The 18,365-nt window shown below is 72.4% G+C and carries 20 protein-coding genes; 16 read left to right on the forward strand and 4 right to left on the reverse strand.

What is annotated here, in order from left to right; all coding sequences use genetic code 11:
* Nucleotides 1–33 precede the first annotated feature (33 nt).
* On the forward strand, nucleotides 34–783 hold the full coding sequence (locus BMW85_RS03720) for a DeoR/GlpR family DNA-binding transcription regulator (protein ID WP_091076754.1): 750 nt from the start codon (nucleotides 34–36) through the stop codon (nucleotides 781–783).
* A gap of 217 nt (nucleotides 784–1,000) precedes the next feature.
* Nucleotides 1,001–1,540, forward strand: a complete 540-nt coding sequence (locus tag BMW85_RS03725) for a hypothetical protein (protein ID WP_091076756.1) — start codon at nucleotides 1,001–1,003, stop codon at nucleotides 1,538–1,540.
* A gap of 77 nt (nucleotides 1,541–1,617) precedes the next feature.
* On the opposite strand, the gene BMW85_RS03730 is transcribed toward BMW85_RS03725, so the two are convergent.
* Nucleotides 1,618–2,559, reverse strand: a complete 942-nt coding sequence (locus BMW85_RS03730) for an acyl-CoA desaturase (protein ID WP_091076759.1) — start codon at nucleotides 2,557–2,559, stop codon at nucleotides 1,618–1,620.
* Between the two features lie 211 nt (nucleotides 2,560–2,770).
* On the opposite strand from BMW85_RS03730, the gene BMW85_RS03735 reads away from it, so the two are divergent.
* The 13 genes from BMW85_RS03735 to BMW85_RS03795 all read left to right on the forward strand — a co-directional run bounded on the left by BMW85_RS03735 (nucleotide 2,771) and on the right by BMW85_RS03795 (nucleotide 14,763).
* Nucleotides 2,771–4,072 carry a cytochrome P450 gene (locus BMW85_RS03735; protein ID WP_091076760.1) on the forward strand — a complete coding sequence of 434 codons (1,302 nt, stop codon included), beginning with the start codon at nucleotides 2,771–2,773 and terminating at the stop codon, nucleotides 4,070–4,072.
* A 2-nt stretch (nucleotides 4,073–4,074) separates the two neighbouring features.
* The gene (locus BMW85_RS03740; RefSeq protein ID WP_091076762.1) at nucleotides 4,075–5,655 is read left to right on the forward strand and encodes a peroxidase family protein; all 1,581 of its coding nucleotides are present in this window, start codon (nucleotides 4,075–4,077) and stop codon (nucleotides 5,653–5,655) included.
* On the forward strand, nucleotides 5,652–7,793 hold the full coding sequence (locus BMW85_RS03745) for an alpha/beta hydrolase family protein (RefSeq protein ID WP_091076765.1): 2,142 nt from the start codon (nucleotides 5,652–5,654) through the stop codon (nucleotides 7,791–7,793). The genes BMW85_RS03740 and BMW85_RS03745 overlap by 4 nt, the downstream gene beginning before the upstream one ends.
* A gap of 10 nt (nucleotides 7,794–7,803) precedes the next feature.
* Complete coding sequence (locus BMW85_RS03750) at nucleotides 7,804–8,037, forward strand: hypothetical protein (RefSeq protein WP_091076768.1); 234 nt, start codon at nucleotides 7,804–7,806, stop codon at nucleotides 8,035–8,037.
* Nucleotides 8,038–8,132: 95 nt separating this feature from the next.
* Nucleotides 8,133–8,468 carry a PadR family transcriptional regulator gene (locus BMW85_RS03755; protein ID WP_091076770.1) on the forward strand — a complete coding sequence of 112 codons (336 nt, stop codon included), beginning with the start codon at nucleotides 8,133–8,135 and terminating at the stop codon, nucleotides 8,466–8,468.
* Nucleotides 8,465–8,881 carry a DUF1048 domain-containing protein gene (locus tag BMW85_RS03760; RefSeq protein WP_091076772.1) on the forward strand — a complete coding sequence of 139 codons (417 nt, stop codon included), beginning with the start codon at nucleotides 8,465–8,467 and terminating at the stop codon, nucleotides 8,879–8,881. Before BMW85_RS03755 ends, BMW85_RS03760 begins: the two co-directional genes overlap by 4 nt.
* Nucleotides 8,878–9,642 (forward strand): ABC transporter ATP-binding protein, encoded by a 765-nt coding sequence (locus tag BMW85_RS03765; protein ID WP_091076775.1) that lies wholly within the window; start codon nucleotides 8,878–8,880, stop codon nucleotides 9,640–9,642. Before BMW85_RS03760 ends, BMW85_RS03765 begins: the two co-directional genes overlap by 4 nt.
* Before the next feature lie 9 nt (nucleotides 9,643–9,651).
* The gene (locus tag BMW85_RS03770; protein ID WP_091076777.1) at nucleotides 9,652–10,416 is read left to right on the forward strand and encodes an ABC transporter permease; all 765 of its coding nucleotides are present in this window, start codon (nucleotides 9,652–9,654) and stop codon (nucleotides 10,414–10,416) included.
* A gap of 71 nt (nucleotides 10,417–10,487) precedes the next feature.
* Nucleotides 10,488–11,717 (forward strand): cytochrome P450, encoded by a 1,230-nt coding sequence (locus BMW85_RS03775; protein WP_091076780.1) that lies wholly within the window; start codon nucleotides 10,488–10,490, stop codon nucleotides 11,715–11,717.
* 7 nt (nucleotides 11,718–11,724) lie between these two features.
* The gene (locus BMW85_RS03780; RefSeq protein ID WP_091076783.1) at nucleotides 11,725–11,994 is read left to right on the forward strand and encodes a metal-sensitive transcriptional regulator; all 270 of its coding nucleotides are present in this window, start codon (nucleotides 11,725–11,727) and stop codon (nucleotides 11,992–11,994) included.
* 72 nt (nucleotides 11,995–12,066) lie between these two features.
* Nucleotides 12,067–13,389: an MBL fold metallo-hydrolase gene (locus tag BMW85_RS03785; protein ID WP_091076785.1), complete on the forward strand. Its 1,323-nt coding sequence runs from the start codon at nucleotides 12,067–12,069 to the stop codon at nucleotides 13,387–13,389.
* Nucleotides 13,390–13,404: 15 nt separating this feature from the next.
* Nucleotides 13,405–13,971 (forward strand): rhodanese-like domain-containing protein, encoded by a 567-nt coding sequence (locus tag BMW85_RS03790; protein WP_091076787.1) that lies wholly within the window; start codon nucleotides 13,405–13,407, stop codon nucleotides 13,969–13,971.
* 42 nt (nucleotides 13,972–14,013) lie between these two features.
* Complete coding sequence (locus BMW85_RS03795; RefSeq protein WP_091076789.1) at nucleotides 14,014–14,763, forward strand: sulfite exporter TauE/SafE family protein; 750 nt, start codon at nucleotides 14,014–14,016, stop codon at nucleotides 14,761–14,763.
* On the opposite strand, the gene BMW85_RS03800 is transcribed toward BMW85_RS03795, so the two are convergent.
* Together BMW85_RS03800 and BMW85_RS03805 are read right to left on the reverse strand one after the other, a co-directional pair.
* The gene (locus tag BMW85_RS03800; protein WP_091076791.1) at nucleotides 14,760–15,587 is read right to left on the reverse strand and encodes a universal stress protein; all 828 of its coding nucleotides are present in this window, start codon (nucleotides 15,585–15,587) and stop codon (nucleotides 14,760–14,762) included. The two genes, BMW85_RS03795 and BMW85_RS03800, sit on opposite strands and share 4 nt — an antisense overlap.
* 32 nt (nucleotides 15,588–15,619) lie before the next feature.
* Entirely contained in the window at nucleotides 15,620–16,537 is a 918-nt protein-coding gene (locus BMW85_RS03805; protein WP_091076793.1) for a universal stress protein, read from the reverse strand.
* Between the two features lie 188 nt (nucleotides 16,538–16,725).
* Here BMW85_RS03805 and BMW85_RS03810 point away from each other — a divergent pair, with 188 nt between their 5' ends.
* The gene (locus tag BMW85_RS03810; protein WP_091076794.1) at nucleotides 16,726–17,604 is read left to right on the forward strand and encodes an AMIN-like domain-containing (lipo)protein; all 879 of its coding nucleotides are present in this window, start codon (nucleotides 16,726–16,728) and stop codon (nucleotides 17,602–17,604) included.
* 11 nt (nucleotides 17,605–17,615) lie between these two features.
* Here the strand turns inward: BMW85_RS03810 and BMW85_RS03815 are convergent, their stop codons facing one another.
* A complete protein-coding gene (locus BMW85_RS03815) occupies nucleotides 17,616–18,275 on the reverse strand; it encodes a DUF305 domain-containing protein (RefSeq protein ID WP_177240469.1) in 660 nt (219 codons plus the stop codon).
* Nucleotides 18,276–18,365: the final 90 nt, after the last annotated feature.

Here is an 18,365-nt window from a genome sequence, read left to right on the forward strand (position 1 = left end):
AGAAAAAGTCGGCACAAGCAAGGAGAAACGTGCATGCTGGCCGCGCAACGCAAGGACCTGCTGCTGGCACGCCTCCAGAGGGACGGCCGGATCATCGCCAAGGACCTCGCCGCCGAGCTCGGCCTGTCAGAGGACAGCATCCGTCGTGACCTGCGCGACCTGGCCGCGGCCGGCCTGTGCCAGCGCGTGTACGGCGGCGCGCTGCCCGCCTCTCCCGCGATCGCCGACTACGCCACCCGCCAGGGCGTCGAGGTCTCCGGCAAGCAGCGCGTCGCCGCCGCCGCTGCCACGCTCATCGAGCCCGGCAGCACCGCGATACTCGACGGCGGCACCACGGCCCTCGCGGTCGCCCGCGCCCTCCCGCCCGACCTGCGCGCCACCGTCGTCACCCACAGCCCGACCGTGGCCTGCGCCCTGGCCGGCCACCACGACGTGGAGGTCTACCTGATCGGCGGGCGGCTGTTCAAGCACTCGATGGTGTCCTGCGGCGCGGCGGCGGTGGAGGCGGCCCGCGGGGTGCACGCCGACCTCTTCCTGCTCGGCGTGACGGGCGTGCATCCCGAGACCGGGCTGACCACGGACGACGCCGACGAGGCCGCGATGAAGCGCGCCCTGGCGCGGCAGGCCGCCGACACCTACGTGCTGGCCAGTTCGGAGAAGATCGGCGCGGCGTCCCGGTTCGCCGTCATGCCGCTGACGCAGGTGGCCGGCGTCGTCACCGACGCCGACGCGGGCAACGCCACGGTGCGGGCGCTCGGCGTGCCGGTCATCCAGGCCACCTGACCGGCCGCGCCAGAGCCGTCCTGCATGATTCTGCACGTTTCGGTGCGTACGGGCGGGCACTGAAGGATCGGACCCCACCAGGACAGCAGATATCACCCAGCGTGTTGACAAGGTACGAATCTGCAACCTTCATGGCCATATCGAGAAGCCGCGATGGAGGCTGTCATGTCTTCGTAGCTCCAGTGGTTCCCTTCATCCCCCGACAGGGAGAGCCCCGGTGACCTTTCGTTCCTCTCGGCCGAGCCGAAGCATCCGCGTCCTGACGACCCTTCTGGCCGTCACCGCCCTCGTCATGGTCGACCCGGCCGCGCGTCCGGCCCACGCGGCCGTGCCCACGCAGTGCCAGGGGACCGAGACCGTCACCTACAGCCCGGGGGTCACCTTCACACCGCAGAACATCCAGATCACGGTGAGCGGGCGGTTCGGCTCCTGCCTCGGCGGCACGGGCCAGGTGACAAGCGGTACGTACGGGGAGCAGTTCACCATCTTCGTCGGCTGCAACGACCTCTTCGACGGGTTCGAGAGCCAGCGGGTCGTCGAGTGGAACACCGGTGACAGCAGCGTCATCGAAGGCACCGGCAGCAGCACCGCCGCGGCCGGCCAGGTCGTCACCACGTTCACCGGCACGGTCGTCCAAGGCCGCTTCCAGGGCGCGTCCGCGGTGCAGACGGTCACGCTCGTGCAGCCGGGGTTGCTGCAGTGCCTCACCACCGGGTTCACCAAGGCGACCGGGCTGACGACGCTCACCGTCGTCTGAGCCTCAGTCTGGCGACCGGCGTGCCCGCGACCTAACGGTCTGTACGCGAGCACCACTTCGTTACGGCCGTCGTTCGATCAGCCGGAATCGCGTCCGGCGCGGAGGGTCGTCAGGCGGTCGGGGCTCGGCCAGCGCACGCCGTGGGCCCAGCCCGCCCGCTCGAACCAGCGGATCAGCCGCGCGCTGGGGTCGAGCTGGCCCTTGAGCACGCCGTGCCGGGCGCAGGTCGGCTCCACGTGGTGCCAGTTGTGCCAGCCCTCGCCGAGCGTCAGCATCGCCACCCACCACACGTTGGACGAACGGTCCCTGGTGCGGAACGGGCGGTCGCCGAAGGTGTGGGCGATCGAGTTCACCGACCAGGTGACGTGGTGCACCACGGCGTAGCGGACCAGGCCGCCCCACAGCAGCGCGCTCCACGCGCCCGCCCACGACATCGACCACAGCCCGCCGGCGGCGGCCGGGAGCGCGAACGACAGGAGGACGACCGCCGGGTAGGCGGCGTCGAAACGGCGTACGTCCGGGTCGTTGAGCAGGTCCGGCACCCAGTGCCGGCGGCTGGAGCGGCGGTGGGCGGTGTAGAACCAGCCGATGTGGGCGTGCAGCATGCCGCGCAGCAGCGCCAGGCCGCTGTCGCCGTAGCGCCACGGCGAGTGCGGGTCGCCTTCGCGGTCGGCGTACTTGTGGTGACGGCGGTGCTCGGCGGCCCACAGCGTGAGTGGGCCCTCGACGGCCATGCCGCCGGCCAGCATGAGCGCGATCCTGAGCGCCCGGTTGGCCTTGAAGGCGCGGTGGGTGAAGAGGCGGTGGTAGCCGATGGCGATCCCGAAGATGCTCACCAGGTACATCACGACCGCGATGACCAGGTCGCGCAGGCCGACGCCCCAGCCCCAGGCGGCCGGCACCGCGAGGCCCAGCAGGACCACGGGCAGGAGGACCAGGACGATCAGGTAGGCGAGGCGGCGGCCGGTGGTGACCGTCACCGTCTCCGCCGTGGCCGGCCGCGGCATGGGTGAGGTCACGTTTTCCTCCCGAGCGGTTCGAGGACGATCCGGCTCCTTATTCAACGACCAGGCCCATGGAGTGCGACAATGACCCGACAGTAACGGAACGATTACTCTCGGGAAGCAAAACAGTGGTCTCGGCTGCCACGAGGAAGAGCTGTGATCTAGATTGTGATTGCACATTGCGATCATCCATGCACGCTCCGATATCAGGCGGAAGGTCCACGGAATGGGTGCTGTCGATCAGGCGACCACGGGCGGCCATCTGGAGAGATACGAGGAGGCGCTGGCCAGGGACCCGATGTCCGCGTTCGGCCTCGTCCGGGAGTGGATGCGCACCGACTGGCGGAGCCTGTTCGCCGAGTTGCGCGAGCACCGCCCCATCTTCGTCACGCCCGCCTTCACTGTGGTGACCCGCTTCGCCGACGTCACCGAGGTGCTCGCCCACGAGCAGGTCTTCTCGGTACGCGCCTTCGGCCCGCGCCTCGACGCCGCGCTGGGCGCCCCGTTCATGCTGGCCAGGGACGCCACGCCGATGAACTGGCGGGAGAAGGGCCTGATGCGGCTCATGCTCGACCCGCGGGACGCGGCCGGCGTGCGCGAGCTGGCCGGCCGTCTCGCCGACGAGCTGCTCGACGCCGCCTGGCCGGACGGGCGCGTCGAGGCGGTGGGCGGGCTGTTCCGCCCCGTCGCCCTCGGCGTGTGCGCGCGATACTTCGGCGTTCCCGGCCCCGATCCGCAGACCCTGGGCCGGTGGACGCGGGCCGTCGTCTCCGACGGCTTCGCCAACTTCCTCGGCGATCCGGAGCTCCAGGCCGCGTCCGTCAGCGCGGGCGCCGAGCTGGTCGCCTACCTGAAAGACCGCCTCGCCGAGCTGCGGGCCACGCTGCGGGCCGGGCGAGACCTCCCCGACGACGTCTTCGCCCGCCTCGTCCGCTCCACCCTGCCCGCCGGGGCCGGCGTGACCGACGACCGCATCGTGACCAACATGGCCGGGCTGCCGCTGGGGTTCGTGGAGAGCGCGCCGGGGGCCATGGTCGAGGCGGTCGAGCAGCTCCTGCTGCGCCCGGCGGTGCTCGCGGAGGCCAGGGCCGCCGCCGGGGACCCCGAGCGCTTCGACCCGTACGTCTGGGAGGCGCTGCGGTTCAGCCCGTTCTTCAAGCTGCTCCCCCGGCTGTGCGAACGCGAGCACGTCCTGGCCGCCGGCACCCCACGCAGCACGGTGATCCCCGCGGGCACGTTCGTGCTCGCGGCACCGGCCTCCGCCATGTTCGACGCGGACGTGGTGCCGGAGCCCGGCGAGTTCCGCCTCGACCGTCCTCGCCACCACCAGCTGTTCTTCGGCTCCGGGCATCACGCCTGCCTCGGCGTGCACGTGGCAGGACCGGTGATCGCCGAGACCGTACGCCGCCTGCTGCTGCGTCCCGGTGTCCGCCTGCTCCCGCCACCGGAGGGCCGGGTCGAGCGGGCACTCGGGATCTTCCCCGACACCTTCCGGCTCGGGCTCGGCGACGACGGGCGGGAAGGCTGACGATGGCGCGGAGCCGAGCACGCAGCATCGCCACGGACGGTCTGAACAACCGGCTCAGGTTCCTGGCCCTGACCAACGGCCGCCCGTTGTGGGACCTCGTGCAGACGAGCCGGCCGCTCCGGAGCCGGGTCAACGCCTCGCTGATCGACCACGCGATCCGCGAGATGCCGCCGCGCCCCGAGCCGCTGAGCACCATGGCCGGCTACACCTCGTGGGCCTCCCTGACCGATCGCACCTACAGCGGCAGGCACCTGCCCCCGGTCCCCGCCGGCGAGGGGAACCGGCCCACTCCCGAGGTCGCCGGCGGCCTGTTCGCGCGCGGCGAGTCCATGATCCCGTGCCCGCGTTCCACGGTGCTCTTCGCGTACTTCGCGCAATGGTTCACCGACGGTTTCCTGCGCGGCGACACCAACATCCCGCGCGACCCGCGCAAGAACAGCTCCAACCATCACATCGACCTCAACCAGGTGTACGGGCTCAACGAGGCGGCGACGGCCGCACTGCGCACGTTCGACGGCGGGCTGCTCAAGAGCCGGCTGATCAACGGCGGCGAGTTCCCGCCCTACTTGTGCGAGAACGGCACGATCAAGCCGGAGTTCGCCCCGCTCAGCGTCATCCGCTTCGACCGGCTCTCCGCCGCGCAACGCGACACGCTGTTCGCCACCGGCAGCGACCGGGGCAACGGCCAGATCGGCTTCACCATGCTCACGGTGCTGTTCCTGCGCGAGCACAACCGGGTAGCACGGCTGCTCGCCCTCGAACATCCGCGCTGGGACGACGAGCGGCTGTTCCAGACGGCCCGCAACATCCTCATCGTGCTGCTGATCAAACTGGTCGTCGAGGAGTACATCAACCACATCACCCCCTACCACTTCCGGTTCACGCTGGACCCGGGGCTGCCGGCGCGGCTGGACCGCGCGCCCTGGCACCGCCAGAACTGGGCCTCGGTGGAGTTCAATCTCGTCTACCGCTGGCACAGCCTGATCCCGTCCCATCTGGCGGTCGGCGGGCGCGAGCTGCCGATGGCCGAGACCTTCTTCGGCAGCGCGCTGATCCCCGGCCCAGGGCTCGGGCGGCTGTTCGAGGACGCCTCCTGCCAGCGGGCGGGCCGCATCGGCCTGTTCAACACCGACCCCGTCCTGCGCGAGATCGACGTGGCCAGCATCGCCGACTCCCGGGCGCTCGACCTGGCCCCGTACAACAGCTACCGCGAGCACTGCCGCTTCCCCCGGGTCCGGGCCTTCGAGCAGATCTCCGGCGACCGGCGGGTCAGCGGCGCGCTGCGCGAGCTCTACCGCGACGTGGACGACCTCGACCTGTACGTCGGGCTGTTCGCCGAGGAGCCCGGGTCCCCCGCCGCGATCCTGCCTCCGCTGCTGACCAAGATCATCGCTATCGACGCCTTCTCCCAGGCGCTCACCAACCCGCTGCTGGCCCCCCGGATCTTCAACGCGGCCACGTTCTCCCCTGCGGGCATGCGGGTCATCGCGGCCACGCGCACGCTGTCGGACGTGGTGCAGCGCAACACGCCGGAGGACCCGAGCCCCCGCCTGGTCAGCATGTCCCGGCGGATCCGGCGATGACCGGGCGGGACGATCCGGACCCTGAGCGCTTGCGCGCCGCGGCCCGCGAGCTGGTCGACGTCGCGCTCACGATCCAGGACGCGGCGGCGCACGCGACCGCCGCCCTCACCGACGGCGCGCTGCTGCGCGCCCTGCCGCGCGCTCCCTCGGCGGCCCGGCCCGCCTACCGCGCGCTGCTGCGGGCCACGACGAACGGCCAGGGCCTCGGGTGCGCGTTCACCGGCGGCGGCCGGCTGTCCACGGCGGCCGGCAAGGCCGGCGCCATGCTGGGGGCCGAGAGCCTGGCCGTACGCGTGCTGGCCACGTCGCTGCGGTTGCGCGTGGCGGCCGTGGCGGTCGCCCACCCCGAGCTGACCGGCGACCCCATGCTCGCCAGGCTCATCGACGCGGCCGCCGCCGACCGCGATCTGGAGGCCGTACGGGCCCTGCGCGCCCTGCTCAAGGACCGTGGCGCGGTGCGCGCGCTCAGCCAGCTCGCCCCGGTCTTCGGCGAGGTCCTCGCGCTGCGCGCGCTGCTCGACGAGAACCCGCTCAACGACGCCGCCGCCTGGCTCATCGCGACCGGCAAGGGCTTCGCCACCGCCGATCCGATCACCGGGATGAGCAACAGGGCCATCGCCGTCCTCGACACCGGCGAAGGGGCCGCGCGCCGGGTCGAGCTGACCGCGGCCGAGTCGGCCCGGCTGTGCACGCGGGGGTCGCTGCTCGGCTTCCTGGGCAACATCAGCACGCTCGGCACCACCGGGCGGGCCCTCATCCAGAGCGTCGAAGGTCCCGACGGGGTGATCCGCCACGTCCTCCAGGCGCCCGGCATGCGCGCGGGACGTCCCGACGGCGAGTCGCCCCAGGACCTGCTCGGCGCGTTCAGCAGCGCCGTCCTGGCCAGCAGCCCCTACAGCCGCGCCCTGGCCGAGGCCGTCGCCGACTACGGGCTGCCTCCGGGCGCCGAGCTGGCGCTCGTCGGGCACAGCGCGGGCGGGGCAGCGATCATGAACCTGGCGCAGGACGCCGACTTCTGCGCCAGGCACACGGTCACCCACGCCGTCGCCGTCGGCTCGCCCGTCGACTTCAAACGCCCCGCCGACCCGCGCACCTGGGTGGCCAGCGTCACCAACCAGCACGACATCATCCCCACCCTCGACGGGCAGGGCGCCGGCACCTGCTTCGACCTGCACCCCGACTGGTACGTCGTCGACTACGGCGACGCCACCCACCTGTTCCCGCTCTGCCACGGCATCGAGCACTACCTCGCCAACCTCGCCGACGACCTGCCCGAGGCCCGCGAGCACATCGACGGGCGGCTCACGCCGTTCCGGGGACGGGTCGTGCGGTCCCAGGCGTACCTGCTGTTCGACCGCCCGCCCGACCCGGAGGGGTTCCCCTTCCTGACCGTGCCCACCCGCGCCGTGGACGGTCCCGAGGGAAGCGTCGAGCTGCCGATCAGGTGCCGCGACGGCGACGCGCTCACGGCGTACTTCGCCGCGCATCCGGCAGTGGCGGCCGGCCTGCTGGAGGGCACCGGGCTCGGTCCGGCCGTACGGGTGGCGGGCCGCGCGCTGGTCGCCGTGCACGCCGCCAGGAACCGGCACACCACGGCGGGCGGCTACGGCGAGCTGCAGGTCGGCGTCGTCGTGCCCGGCCCGTCCCGCCGGCGCTCGCGTTCTCCCGTCTGGCCCGACCTGCTGCGGGCGGCGGACCTGCGCCGCTCCGGCAGCTTCCTCGTCGGCTCCGCCGTCGACGCCACGACCGTTCGTGCCCTCGGCCCGCGGTTGTGGGGCGGCGAGACGTACCTGACGTCCCTGGACGTCCGGCTCGGCGCCCGGTCCGCCCACGTCAGCGCCGACCTGATCCTCACCCTGCGGGGGCGGCTCGGGCCTGGACTGCCCCTGAACGATCCCGGTCTGGTCGGCTATGCCCGCGAGGCCGGCGCCGTGCTGCGGTCCTGCGTACGGACCCGCGGGCGGGCCCGGCTGCACGCGGCGCCGTCGCTGCGGCTGGCCGTCGCGCCTCGGTCGGCCCATCCGCTGGCCGACCGGCTCCGCGAGCTGGGGCTCGACGGCGCCCGCCCGCTGCTGTGCCTGTCCGCCACCACCCGCCAGGCGCTCCGGGACGCCGCCGTCCCGGTGCCGCCGGGCTGACGGAGGAGCCATGTCCGCCGAGATCGCGGCCCACGCCGAAGTCCTGCGTACGGACGCCCGCGCGCTCGCCGCCTGCGCCGAGCGCCTGCGCGCGATCGAGGCGGAGCTGAAGGCCGGGGGCGGGGCGCCGGACTGGCTGCACGCGTCGGTGACCGCCCACCTCGCGGCCTGCGCGGTGGCCGCCGCCGACCTGGAGACCGCCGCGCGGCGCCTGAGCCGCTACGCGGACACGGCGACCCCCTGACTCCGCGCTCGCTATTCGGTGTTGCTAGGTACTAGTAGTCAGTGTTACTTTGTACCGGTAGTCAGCAATACCGAGTAGCCGGAAGGAGGTGTTCCATGGGCAAGCTCGTCACGGAGATGCTCAAGGGAACGCTGGAGGGCATCGTCCTCGCGGTCCTGGGCGGCCGGCCCGCCTACGGCTACGAGATCACGGCCTGGCTGCGCGACCAGGGCTTCTCCGACATCGCCGAGGGCACCGTCTACGCCCTGCTGGTCCGCATCGAGCAGCGCGGCCTGGTCGACGTACGGAAGGTCCCGTCGGAGAAGGGGCCGCCGCGCAAGGTCTACTCGCTCAACGCCCAGGGACAGGCGTATCTGGAGGAGTTCTGGAGAACCTGGAGCTTCCTCGCCGAACGACTCGAACAACTCCGAGAGGAAGGCCCGCAGACATGACCGCGGAATCCGGCGAACCCAAGAGCCGCTACCTGCACTACCTGGAGATCCTCACCGGATCCCTGGACGAGAAGAAACGCTGGCGCCAGTACAAGGCGCGCGTCAAGCAGCTGCCCGACAACTACCGCGTCGCGGTCGAGGCCATGGAGCGCTACCTGATGCACTTCGGGCCGGCCGACGGGGCCGGCGCGATGACCATGTACGAGGACCTGGCCGACCTGTTCGAGCAGGGCGCGGCCGACGGCACCCCGATCCGCGACCTCTTCGGGGACGACCCCATCGAGTTCGCCGAGGCGTTCATGGCCAACTACCCCCTCGGCCAGTACCGCGCCCGCGAGCGTGCCCGCTTCACCAGCGCCGTCGCCCGCGCCGCCGGCGACGACACCCCGCGACGAGACAGGACGGACAGATGACGAACCAGCAGGGCCCGGCGATCCAGGTCAACGGTCTGGAGAAGTCGTACAAGGAGCTGCGCGTGTTGCGCGGCGTGAGCTTCGAGGTGGCGCGGGGCAGCATCTTCGCCCTGCTCGGCTCCAACGGGGCGGGCAAGACCACCGCCGTGAAGATCCTGTCCACGCTGCTCAAGGCCGACGCCGGCACCGCCCGCGTCAACGGCTTCGACGTGGCCGCGCAGGCCGCGGACGTACGCGAGTCCATCAGCCTCACCGGGCAGTTCGCCGCCGTGGACGAGATCCTCAGCGGGCGGGAGAACCTCGTGCTGGTCGCCCGCCTGCGGCATCTCAAGGATCCGGGCGGGATCGCCGACGACCTGCTCCGCCGGTTCTCGCTGACGGAGGCGGGCGGGCGGAGGGTGGCCACGTACTCCGGTGGCATGCGCCGCCGCCTCGACATCGCGATGAGCCTGATCGGCGAGCCGCCGGTCATCTTCCTCGACGAGCCCACCACCGGGCTCGACCCGCAGGCCCGCATCGAGGTCTGGCAGGCCGTCAAGGACCTCGCGGCGGGCGGCGCCACGGTGCTGCTGACCACGCAGTACCTGGACGAGGCCGAACAGCTCGCCGACCGGATCGCGATCCTCCACGAGGGCCGCATCATCGTCAACGGCACCCTCGCCGAGCTCAAGCGGCTGCTCCCGCCCGCCAAGGTCGAGTACGTCGAAAAGCAGCCGTCCCTCGAGGACGTCTTCCTCTCCCTCGTCGGCACGAAGGCATAAGGAACCACCATGGCCAAGCACTTCTTCGGCGACACCACCGTCCTGCTGGGACGGTCCCTGCGCCACATCACGCGCAGCCCCGACACCATCATCACCACCGCGATCATGCCGGTGGCCCTGATGCTGATGTTCGTCTACGTGTTCGGCGGCGCGATCAGCACGGGGTCGGGCACGCCGTACGTGAACTACATGCTGCCCGGCATCCTGCTCATCACGGTCGCCTCGGGCATCGCCTACACCGCCTACCGGCTGTTCATGGACCTGCAGGGCGGCATCTTCGAGCGTTTCCAGTCCATGCCGACCGCGCGCTCGTCGGTGCTGTGGGCGCACGTGCTGACCTCGCTGGTCGCCAATCTGGTCTCGCTCGTGGTCGTGATGCTGGTGGCCCTGCTCATGGGCTTCCGCTCGGCGGCGGGAGTGCCGGCGTGGCTGGCGGTGGCGGGCATCCTGACGCTGTTCACCCTGGCGTTGACCTGGATCGCCGTCATCCCCGGCCTCACCGCCAAGACCATGGAGGGCGCGAGCGCGTTCTCCTACCCGCTCATCTTCCTGCCCTTCCTCAGCTCGGCCTTCGTGCCCACCGGCACCATGCCCGGCCCGCTGCGCGTCTTCGCCGAGAACCAGCCGGTGACCTCCATCGTCAACGCCGTCCGCGCCCTGTTCGCCGGGCAGCCGGTCGGCGACGACATCTGGGTGGCGCTGGCCTGGTGCGCCGGCATCCTCGTGGTCGCCTACGGCTTCGCCATGAGGGTCTACCGCCGCAGGATCACCTGAGCCCCTGGCTCCGGTCCACGCGGGATCCGAATGCCCCAAGACGCGATACATCTCGAACGAGGAGAGAGAGCATGCCTGAACCCCTGCACACCATCACCGCGATGCCCACCGCCCGCCGGCCGGGCTGCCCCTTCGACCCGCCGGAGGAGCTGATCGAGGCCCGCGCCCGGAGCCCGATCAGCCGCTTCCCCTTCCCCGACGGGCACCAGGGCTGGCTGGTCACCGGCTACGACCTGACCCGCGCGATCCTCGCCGACCCTCGGTTCAGCTCCCGCAAGGAGCTCATGAAACACCACCCGACCGTCGACTACGGCGACATCGAGGTCCCCCCGGCGCCGCCCGGCGAGTTTCTCCTCATGGACGAGCCCCGGCACAGCCGCTACCGCAAGCCGCTGGTCGGCAAGTTCACCGTCCGACGCATGCGGCTGCTCACCGAGCGCGTCGAGCAGATCACCGCCGAGCACCTGGACGCCATGGAGCAGGCCGGCCCGGCGGCCGACCTGGTCACCGCCTTCGCCAAGCCCATCCCCGCCGTCGTCATCTGCGAGCTGCTCGGCGTGCCGTACGAGGACCGGGACCGTTTCCAGGACAACATCGACACGTTCCTCGCCGGGGAGGCCGGCGACGAGGAGCTGATCGCCGCCTACCTCGCCACCCAGCGGTACCTCGCCGAGCTGGTGGCCGCCAAGCGCGCGAACCCCACCGACGACGTGCTCAGCGACCTGCTCGACAGCGACCTGACCGACGAGGAGCTGCAGGGCATGGCTCTGATCCTGCTGTCGGCCGGCTTCGACACCACCGCGAACATGCTGGCGCTGGGCACCTTCGCGCTGCTGCGGAACCCGGAGCAGCTGGCCGCGCTGCGCGCCGATCCCGGCCTCGTCGACCAGGCCGTGGAAGAGCTGCTGCGCTACCTGAGCGTCGCCAAGCAGTTCCACCGGGTCGCGCTGGAGGACGTCGAGTTGGCCGGCCACACCATCGAGGCCGGCGCGACCGTCATCCTGTCCCTGAGCACCGCCAACCGCGACCCCGAGCGCTTCCCCGACCCCCACACCCTCGACCTGCGCCGGCAGGACGGCGCCCACCTGGCCTTCAGCCACGGCATCCACCAGTGCCTGGGCCAGCAGCTGGCCCGCGTCGAGCTGCGGGTCGCCCTCCCCGCCCTGCTCGACCGTTTCCCCACGCTCCGCCTGGCCGTGCCGGCCGAGGAGGTGGCCCTGCGCCCGGAGTCCGCCGACATCTACGGGGTCAAGAGCCTCCCGGTCACCTGGGACGCGACCAGGGTACCCCCTGGGGTATAGTGGGCGCATGGAGCTGAACGAGAGCATGGTGGGCGATGCGCTGACCCGCCTCAAGCGGGCGCACGGCCAGCTCGCCGGGGTCATCGCGATGATCGAGGCAGGCGAGGACTGCACGAAGGTCCTCACCCAGCTCGCGGCCGTCTCCAAGGCGCTCGACCGGGCCGGCTTCAAGATCGTCGCCACCGGCCTGAGGCACTGCCAGGACAGCGAGAGACGCGGTGACGAGCCACCCATGAGCGTCGCGGAGCTGGAGAAGCTCTTCCTGGCGCTCGCCTGACACCCTGCGGCCACGGGACCCGCCGTGGCCGCATCCTTTTGACCGTCATATACCCCGGGGGGTATTAAGACCATGGATGTCCTGTCGTTCCGTACGCCCGGCCTGGGCGACCAGACCTACCTGCTGATCCACGAGGGCCGCGGGGTGCTCGTCGATCCGCAGCGCGACATCGGCCGCTTTCTCGACGCCGCCGCCGAGCGGGGCGTCGAGCTGCGGTTCGTGCTGGAGACCCACCTGCACAACGACTACGTCTCCGGCGCCGGACAGGCCGCCCTGCGCACCGGCGCCGAGCTGGTGATGCCCGCCGCCGCGGCCCCCGCCTACCGGCACACTCCCGCCTTCCACCTGGAGGACCTCGACGGCGGCGGCGGCCTGACCCTGCGGCCCGTCCACACGCCGGGCCACACCCCCGAGCACACCAGCTACCTGGTGCTCATCGACGGCGCGCCGGTCGCGCTGTTCTCCGGCGGCAGCCTGCTGGTCGCCTCGGCCGGACGGCCCGACCTGCTCGGGCCCGAACGCGCCCGTTCCCTGGCCCGCCTGCAGCACCTCTCGCTGCGCCGGCTGGCCGCGCTGCCGCCCGGCACCGCCCTCTACCCCACCCACGGCGAAGGCTCCTTCTGCACGGCGACCGGCGCGGGCCGCCTGACCTCCACCATCGGCACGGAGCTGACGGACAACCCGCTGCTGGCCATCGACGATCCGGACGAGTTCGCCGACACCCTGCTGGCCGCTCCGATGCCCATCCCGGCCTTCTACCGGCACATGGGCCCGGCGAACACGCTCGGCGTCCCGCCCATGCCGCCCACCGGCGTGCCCGAGCTCAGCGAGCCCGCCGGTCAGGTCGTGGACCTGCGCCCGCGCCGCGTCCAGGCCGGGGGCATGCTGCCCGGCTCGTACGGCATCGAGATGGACGACGACTTCGGCAGCTGGACCGGCTGGCTGCTCCCCCGCGGCGAGCCGATCACGCTGGTCGCCGAGCCCGGCCAGGAGATCGACGAGGCCGTCACCCAGCTCGCCCAGATCGGTCTCGACACCGTCCAGGGCGTCGTACGGGATCTCGGCGAGCACGCCACTCAGACCTACCGGCTCACGGACCTCGACGGGTTCGTCCGGCTCCTGCGCGAGCCGGACGCCCAGTTCCTGGACGTGCGGATGCCGGCCGAGTGGGAGCAGGTCCGGCTCCCCGGCGCGGTCGAGCGTTTCCTGCCCGACCTGTTCGCCCAGGGCCTCCCCGCCACCCTCGACCCGGAGCGGCCGGTGCTGGTCGCGTGCGCCTCCGGGCGACGCGCGGCCATCGCCGCCGCGTACCTCGCCCGCGAGGGCTACCGGCCGATCGCGCTCGACGGGGCGGGCGTTCCCGACGTCGCCGCCACCCTTGACAAGCTCAACTAGAAGGAGAGAACAGAGTTGTCCCACATCGACACCGCCGCGGCCCGCTCGCTGATCGCGGCCAACCCCGACGTCCTCGTCGTGGACGTGCGCACCCCGGCCGAGTACGGCACGGCGCACATCGACGGCGCCGTCAACCTGCCGCTCGACCAGGTCGACGCGCATCTGCGGCGGATCGTCGCGGACGCGGGCGGCCGGCTGCTGCTCGTCTGCCAGTCAGGCAGCCGCGCCGAACGCGCCCGCACGGCGCTGAGCGACGCCGGGCTGCCGGACGTCGTGGTCCTGGACGGCGGCATGAACGCCTGGATCGCCTCCGGCGCGCCCGTCAACCGGGGCCGGGCCCGCTGGCCCCTGGAGCGCCAGGTCCGGCTCGCTGCCGGGAGCATCGTGCTCACCTCGGTCGTGGCGAGCCTCTGGGTCCCGGCCACGGTGCTGGTGGCGGGGTTCGTCGGGGCGGGCCTCACGTTCGCGGCGCTCACCGACACCTGCGCCATGGGGATGCTGCTGTCCAAGCTGCCCTACAACCGGGCCGGCGGCGTGGACGTCGAGGCCGCGCTGACCCGCCTCTCCCGGGCGAGCGGTTGAGCGGGGCTTCCCCATGACCTGTCGATACCCCCGGGGGTACTGATGATCGTCCTGACCCTGTCCGCCGCCGCGCTGATCGGCGTCACGCTCGGCCTGTTCGGCGGCGGCGGGTCGATCCTCGCCGTGCCGGTGCTGGTCTACCTCGCCGGCGTCCCCGCCAGGCAGGCCATCGCCATGTCCCTGCTCGTCGTGGCCGTCACCAGCGCGGTCAGCGCGATCGGGCACGCCCGCGCGGGGCGGATCCGGTGGCGTACCGGGCTCGTCTTCGGCGCGGCCGGCATGGCGGGCGCGTACGTGGGCGGGCTGATCGGCCCGCACCTGCCCGAGGCGCTGCTCATGGCCGCCTTCGCGGCCATGATGCTCGCCACGGCCATCGCCATGATCCGCGGCCGGCGCACCCCACGCGTCGCGCCGGCCCGCGACGAGCTGCCGGTCCTCCACGTGGTCGCCGAGGGTGTCGCCGTCGGCGCGGTCACCGGGCTCGTCGGCGCGGGCGGCGGCTTCCTGGTGGTGCCCGCGCTGGTCCTGCTCGGCGGCCTGCCCATGGGCGTGGCGGTGGGCACCTCGCTGCTCGTCATCGCCATGAAGTCCCTGGCCGGACTGGCCGGTTATCTGCACAGCGTGCCCATCGACTGGTCGCTGGCGCTCCCGGTGACCGCGGCGGCCGTCGTCGGCGGGCTCGCCGGCGGCTCACTCGCCGGCCGGATCGACGGTCAACGGGCGCGGGCGGCGTTCGGCTGGTTCGTGCTGGCCATGGGCGTCTTCGTACTCGTCCAGCAGGTGCGGGCCTAGCGGGGCCGCACCACCGCGACCGGGCACGTCACGTGGTGCAGCACGCCCCGGCTGACGGAGCCGAGCACCGCGGCGGCCAGGTCCCCCCGCCCGCGCGAGCCCACCACCACCAGGTCGGCCGCGGCACCCGCCCTGGCCAGGACGCTCACCGGATGCCCGGTGAGCACCTCGTCGGTGATCTCCACGTCGGGGTTCTTCTCCCGCCACAGAGCCACGCTCTCGGACACCGCGCCCGTCTCCTCCTGGTAGACGCTCACCAGGACGGCGTTGTAGGCCGCCATGTACGGGGAGAAGACCGGCGTCTGCCAGGCGTGCACGACGTGCAGCGCGACGCCGCGCGCCCGCGCCTGCTCGACGGCGTACTGCAGGGCCGCCTCCGAGTGGGGCGAGCCGTCGTAGCCGGCGACCACCCGGCCGTACGTCTGCGCGGCGGGACCGCGCACGACCACGACCGGCCCCGCGGCGTGCCCGGCCACGGCCATGCCGACCGAGCCGACCAGCAGCCCGGCGAACCCGTCGAGTCCCCGGCTGCCCAGGACCAGGCTGTCGGCGTAGCCGGACTCGCCGATCAGGACCTCGGCCGGGGTTCCCAGCATCAGCTCGGTGCCGACCTCGACGCCGCCGGCCAGCTCGCGGGCCCGGTCGCCCGCGGTGGCGAGCGCCTCCGCGCAGAACTCCGTGGCGTACTCGTCCCTCGGGCACTGTCCGCACACGTGCACCAGCCGCAGCGCCAGGCCGCGCCGGGCGGCGTCGGCCGCGGCCCACTCCACGGCCGCCGTCGCCGGGGCGGAGCCGTCCACGGCCACGAGGATGTGTCTGTTCATCGCACACCTCCGCTCCTTCGGATCTGTCACGCTCAGCGTCGCGCGGGAGTCCGGATCACGCCGGAGTACGAGGTCCCCGGCAGGAGTGTCTTTGGTCCTCCGGGGTCGGCGATCTCGCCGTGCACCACCGCGACCGGGCACGGGGCGTGGTGCACCATGGCCTGGCTGATCGAGCCGAGCAGCAGGCCGCGCACCTCGCCGAGCCCACGCGCGCCCACGACCAGGAGGCGCGCCTCGCCGGCCCTGCCGAGCAGAACGGGACGCGCCGGCTCCTCGGCGTACTCGACGTCGCCCCGGAGCTCCGGATACCGGCGCTGCCAGAAGTCGAGCTCCTCCCAGGCAAGCCCCACCGTCTGCAGGCCCGGCTCGCCCGCGCCCTCGTCACGGCCTCTGCCGCCGGTGGCGATCAGCGCCGTGAGCGGCGCGGCCAGCCTGTGGGCCTCCTGCGCGGCGAAGCCGAGAGCGGCGGCGGACGCCCGCGAACCGTCGAAGCCGACCAGCACCTCACCGGCTCCGCCCGCCTCCGGCCGGCCACGCGTGACGATCACCGGGCAGGCGGCGCGTACCGCGACGGCGGTGCTCGTGGAGCCCGCGACCAGCCTTTCGAGACCGCCGTGGCCGCGGGTCCCCACCACGATGAGCGCCGCCTCCGGCGACAGCTCCGCGAGGACCGCGGCCGGCGATCCCCGATCGGTCAGGGTGTTCACGGGCACGCCCGGGTAGTGCCGCCTGATCCAGGCGGCGGTGGCCTTGACCAGCCGCTGCGCCGGTCGGCGTACCAGTTCGAGCGGCACCAGTTCGCCCGGCCACTCGTGGTAGGGCCATTCCCAGGCGTGGCACACGGTCAGCGGGAGCCCTCTGGCGGCCGCTTCGGCCGCGCCCCAGCGCAGGGCCCTGCCCGCCGACCGGGACTGGTCATATCCGACGACGACGCCGAGCTCGTTGTCCATCACTGCCTCCCGTGGGCTCCCCTTCACCTTCGCCCGGGGGGACGCGAGCGGTCAGGGCCGTCCCTCTCTGTTTCGTGAGGCTTTGGTCCCGTCGCGACGAAAGGCCCGGCAAACAGCGACATTTGCCGCTATCTTCCTGCGGCGTCGTGGTGCACGCTGAGATCACAGGAGCACTCACGGGGAAAGAGATGATCGCCATGCTCCCGGTCCGCCCCCTCATCGCCACCGCGATGGTCGCCGCTTCCACGGGTCTGCTCGCCGTACCCGCGCAGGCCGTCCAGCGGCCGGCCGCCACGCCCGTCCTGGTGGGCGTCCGCGCCGCGCATCACGACGGCCTGGATCGGCTGGTCTTCGAGTTCCGGGGCCGCGTCCCCGCGCAACGGGACATCCGGTACGTGTCCGAGCTGATCGCCGACGGCTCCGGCCGGCCCGTTCACGCCACTGGAAACGCGCTGCTGCAGATCCGCTTCGGCCAGGCCGTCGGCCACGACCGGCGCGGTGACGTCACGTACGGGCCGGCGCGCCGGACGTACGCGCTGCCCGGCGTCATCCAGGTGGTCAACACCGGCGACTTCGAGGCGACGCTCACCTTCGGGGCCGGACTGGCCAGGCGCGTGCCCTTCCGGGTCCGCGCGCTGACCGGGCCGAGCCGCGTCGTCATCGACCTCGCGACCCCCTACCGTACGGTGCCGGTCCGCGCCTACTTCGCCGGCCGCCGTCCGCACGCCACGGCGGTGACACGTCCGGTCGCCGCGCCCGCCACCGCGTACGGCGCGCTGCAGCGGCTGTTCGCCGGCCCGACGCAGGCGGAGAAGGCGCAAGGGCTGCGTTTCGTCAGCTCCGGCGCCACCGGCTTCAGCAAGCTCACCATCAAGGACGGCGTCGCCCGGGTCCACCTGACGGGCCGGGTCGCCGGCGGCGGAGCGGCGTTCACCGTGGCCGACGAGATCAGGCCGACGCTCAAGCAGTTCCCGTCCGTCAAGTGGGTGAAGATCTACGACGCGGCGGGCACGACGCAGCAGCCGAACGGCCCCACGGACTCCGTCCCTCCGTCCCTGGAGCCGTGACCGCGCAAACCTCAGCCTGGGACAGGGCCTGGCGGCCCTGGCGTCATGCCGGGCATGGGCATGCCGGGTCCTCGCGGCAAGCAGGGCAGGTTCTGCTCACCGAACCACTGCGTCAGGTAGCGCCACATCGTCCGGACCTCCGCCCGCTGGTCGTCGCGCACCTTGCGGGCGAAGCCGGCGACCTCGGCATGCTGCGCCTCACCGTGCATCAGGAGCTGCTGCGACATCATGACCGCCATCATGTGGTGCGGGATCATGGAGCGCAGGAACGTCTGGTCGAGCTGATCCCCGGAGAGCCCCGACAGGTCGGGCATCGTGGTCCCGCGCGGGCTCGGCGCCGGGCTCCCCGGATACCACCGCTCCAGCCAGCCCTTCATCTCGCCGACCTCGGCGGTCTGCGTCGTGACGATGGACTGCCCGAGCTGCCGCATCTCTGGCCGCCCGGAACGCCGCAACTCGCGCGCCGCCGTGATGGCGTCCTCGTGGTGCGGCACCATCCGTGACAGGTAGTCGTACTCGCTGGTGACCGGATACATCTGCCCGGCTCCCGGGCAGGTCGGCTGGTACGGCAAAGGAGTCTCCCAGGCCGCCGCCGCGGCCCCGGGACCTGCGGCGACGGCGGCCAGGAGTGCTCCGGCGGCCATCGCGGTCCTCGTACGGCGTCGCTTCATGCGTCCCCCTAACGCCGATCCGACACTCGCCCAGACCCGCATCCTTCCCTCGGTTTTGCCATATCGACCGTTATCGACTACCCGGTCCCG

The sequence above is a fragment of the Nonomuraea wenchangensis genome (genome assembly GCF_900111685.1).
In the GTDB taxonomy this organism is placed as follows: Bacteria; Actinomycetota; Actinomycetes; order Streptosporangiales; family Streptosporangiaceae; genus Nonomuraea; species Nonomuraea wenchangensis.

Coding starts and splice junctions, on each gene's coding strand:
- BMW85_RS03720 (WP_091076754.1), top strand. CDS start 34: ATGCTGGCCGCGCAACGCAAGGACCTGCTGCTGGCACGCCTCCAGAGG.
- BMW85_RS03735 (WP_091076760.1), top strand. CDS start 2,771: ATGGGTGCTGTCGATCAGGCGACCACGGGCGGCCATCTGGAGAGATAC.
- BMW85_RS03740 (WP_091076762.1), top strand. CDS start 4,075: ATGGCGCGGAGCCGAGCACGCAGCATCGCCACGGACGGTCTGAACAAC.
- BMW85_RS03745 (WP_091076765.1), top strand. CDS start 5,652: ATGACCGGGCGGGACGATCCGGACCCTGAGCGCTTGCGCGCCGCGGCC.
- BMW85_RS03750 (WP_091076768.1), top strand. CDS start 7,804: ATGTCCGCCGAGATCGCGGCCCACGCCGAAGTCCTGCGTACGGACGCC.
- BMW85_RS03755 (WP_091076770.1), top strand. CDS start 8,133: ATGGGCAAGCTCGTCACGGAGATGCTCAAGGGAACGCTGGAGGGCATC.
- BMW85_RS03760 (WP_091076772.1), top strand. CDS start 8,465: ATGACCGCGGAATCCGGCGAACCCAAGAGCCGCTACCTGCACTACCTG.
- BMW85_RS03765 (WP_091076775.1), top strand. CDS start 8,878: ATGACGAACCAGCAGGGCCCGGCGATCCAGGTCAACGGTCTGGAGAAG.
- BMW85_RS03770 (WP_091076777.1), top strand. CDS start 9,652: ATGGCCAAGCACTTCTTCGGCGACACCACCGTCCTGCTGGGACGGTCC.
- BMW85_RS03775 (WP_091076780.1), top strand. CDS start 10,488: ATGCCTGAACCCCTGCACACCATCACCGCGATGCCCACCGCCCGCCGG.
- BMW85_RS03780 (WP_091076783.1), top strand. CDS start 11,725: ATGGAGCTGAACGAGAGCATGGTGGGCGATGCGCTGACCCGCCTCAAG.
- BMW85_RS03785 (WP_091076785.1), top strand. CDS start 12,067: ATGGATGTCCTGTCGTTCCGTACGCCCGGCCTGGGCGACCAGACCTAC.
- BMW85_RS03795 (WP_091076789.1), top strand. CDS start 14,014: ATGATCGTCCTGACCCTGTCCGCCGCCGCGCTGATCGGCGTCACGCTC.
- BMW85_RS03800 (WP_091076791.1), bottom strand. CDS start 15,587: ATGAACAGACACATCCTCGTGGCCGTGGACGGCTCCGCCCCGGCGACG.
- BMW85_RS03805 (WP_091076793.1), bottom strand. CDS start 16,537: ATGGACAACGAGCTCGGCGTCGTCGTCGGATATGACCAGTCCCGGTCG.
- BMW85_RS03810 (WP_091076794.1), top strand. CDS start 16,726: ATGATCGCCATGCTCCCGGTCCGCCCCCTCATCGCCACCGCGATGGTC.
- BMW85_RS03815 (WP_177240469.1), bottom strand. CDS start 18,275: ATGAAGCGACGCCGTACGAGGACCGCGATGGCCGCCGGAGCACTCCTG.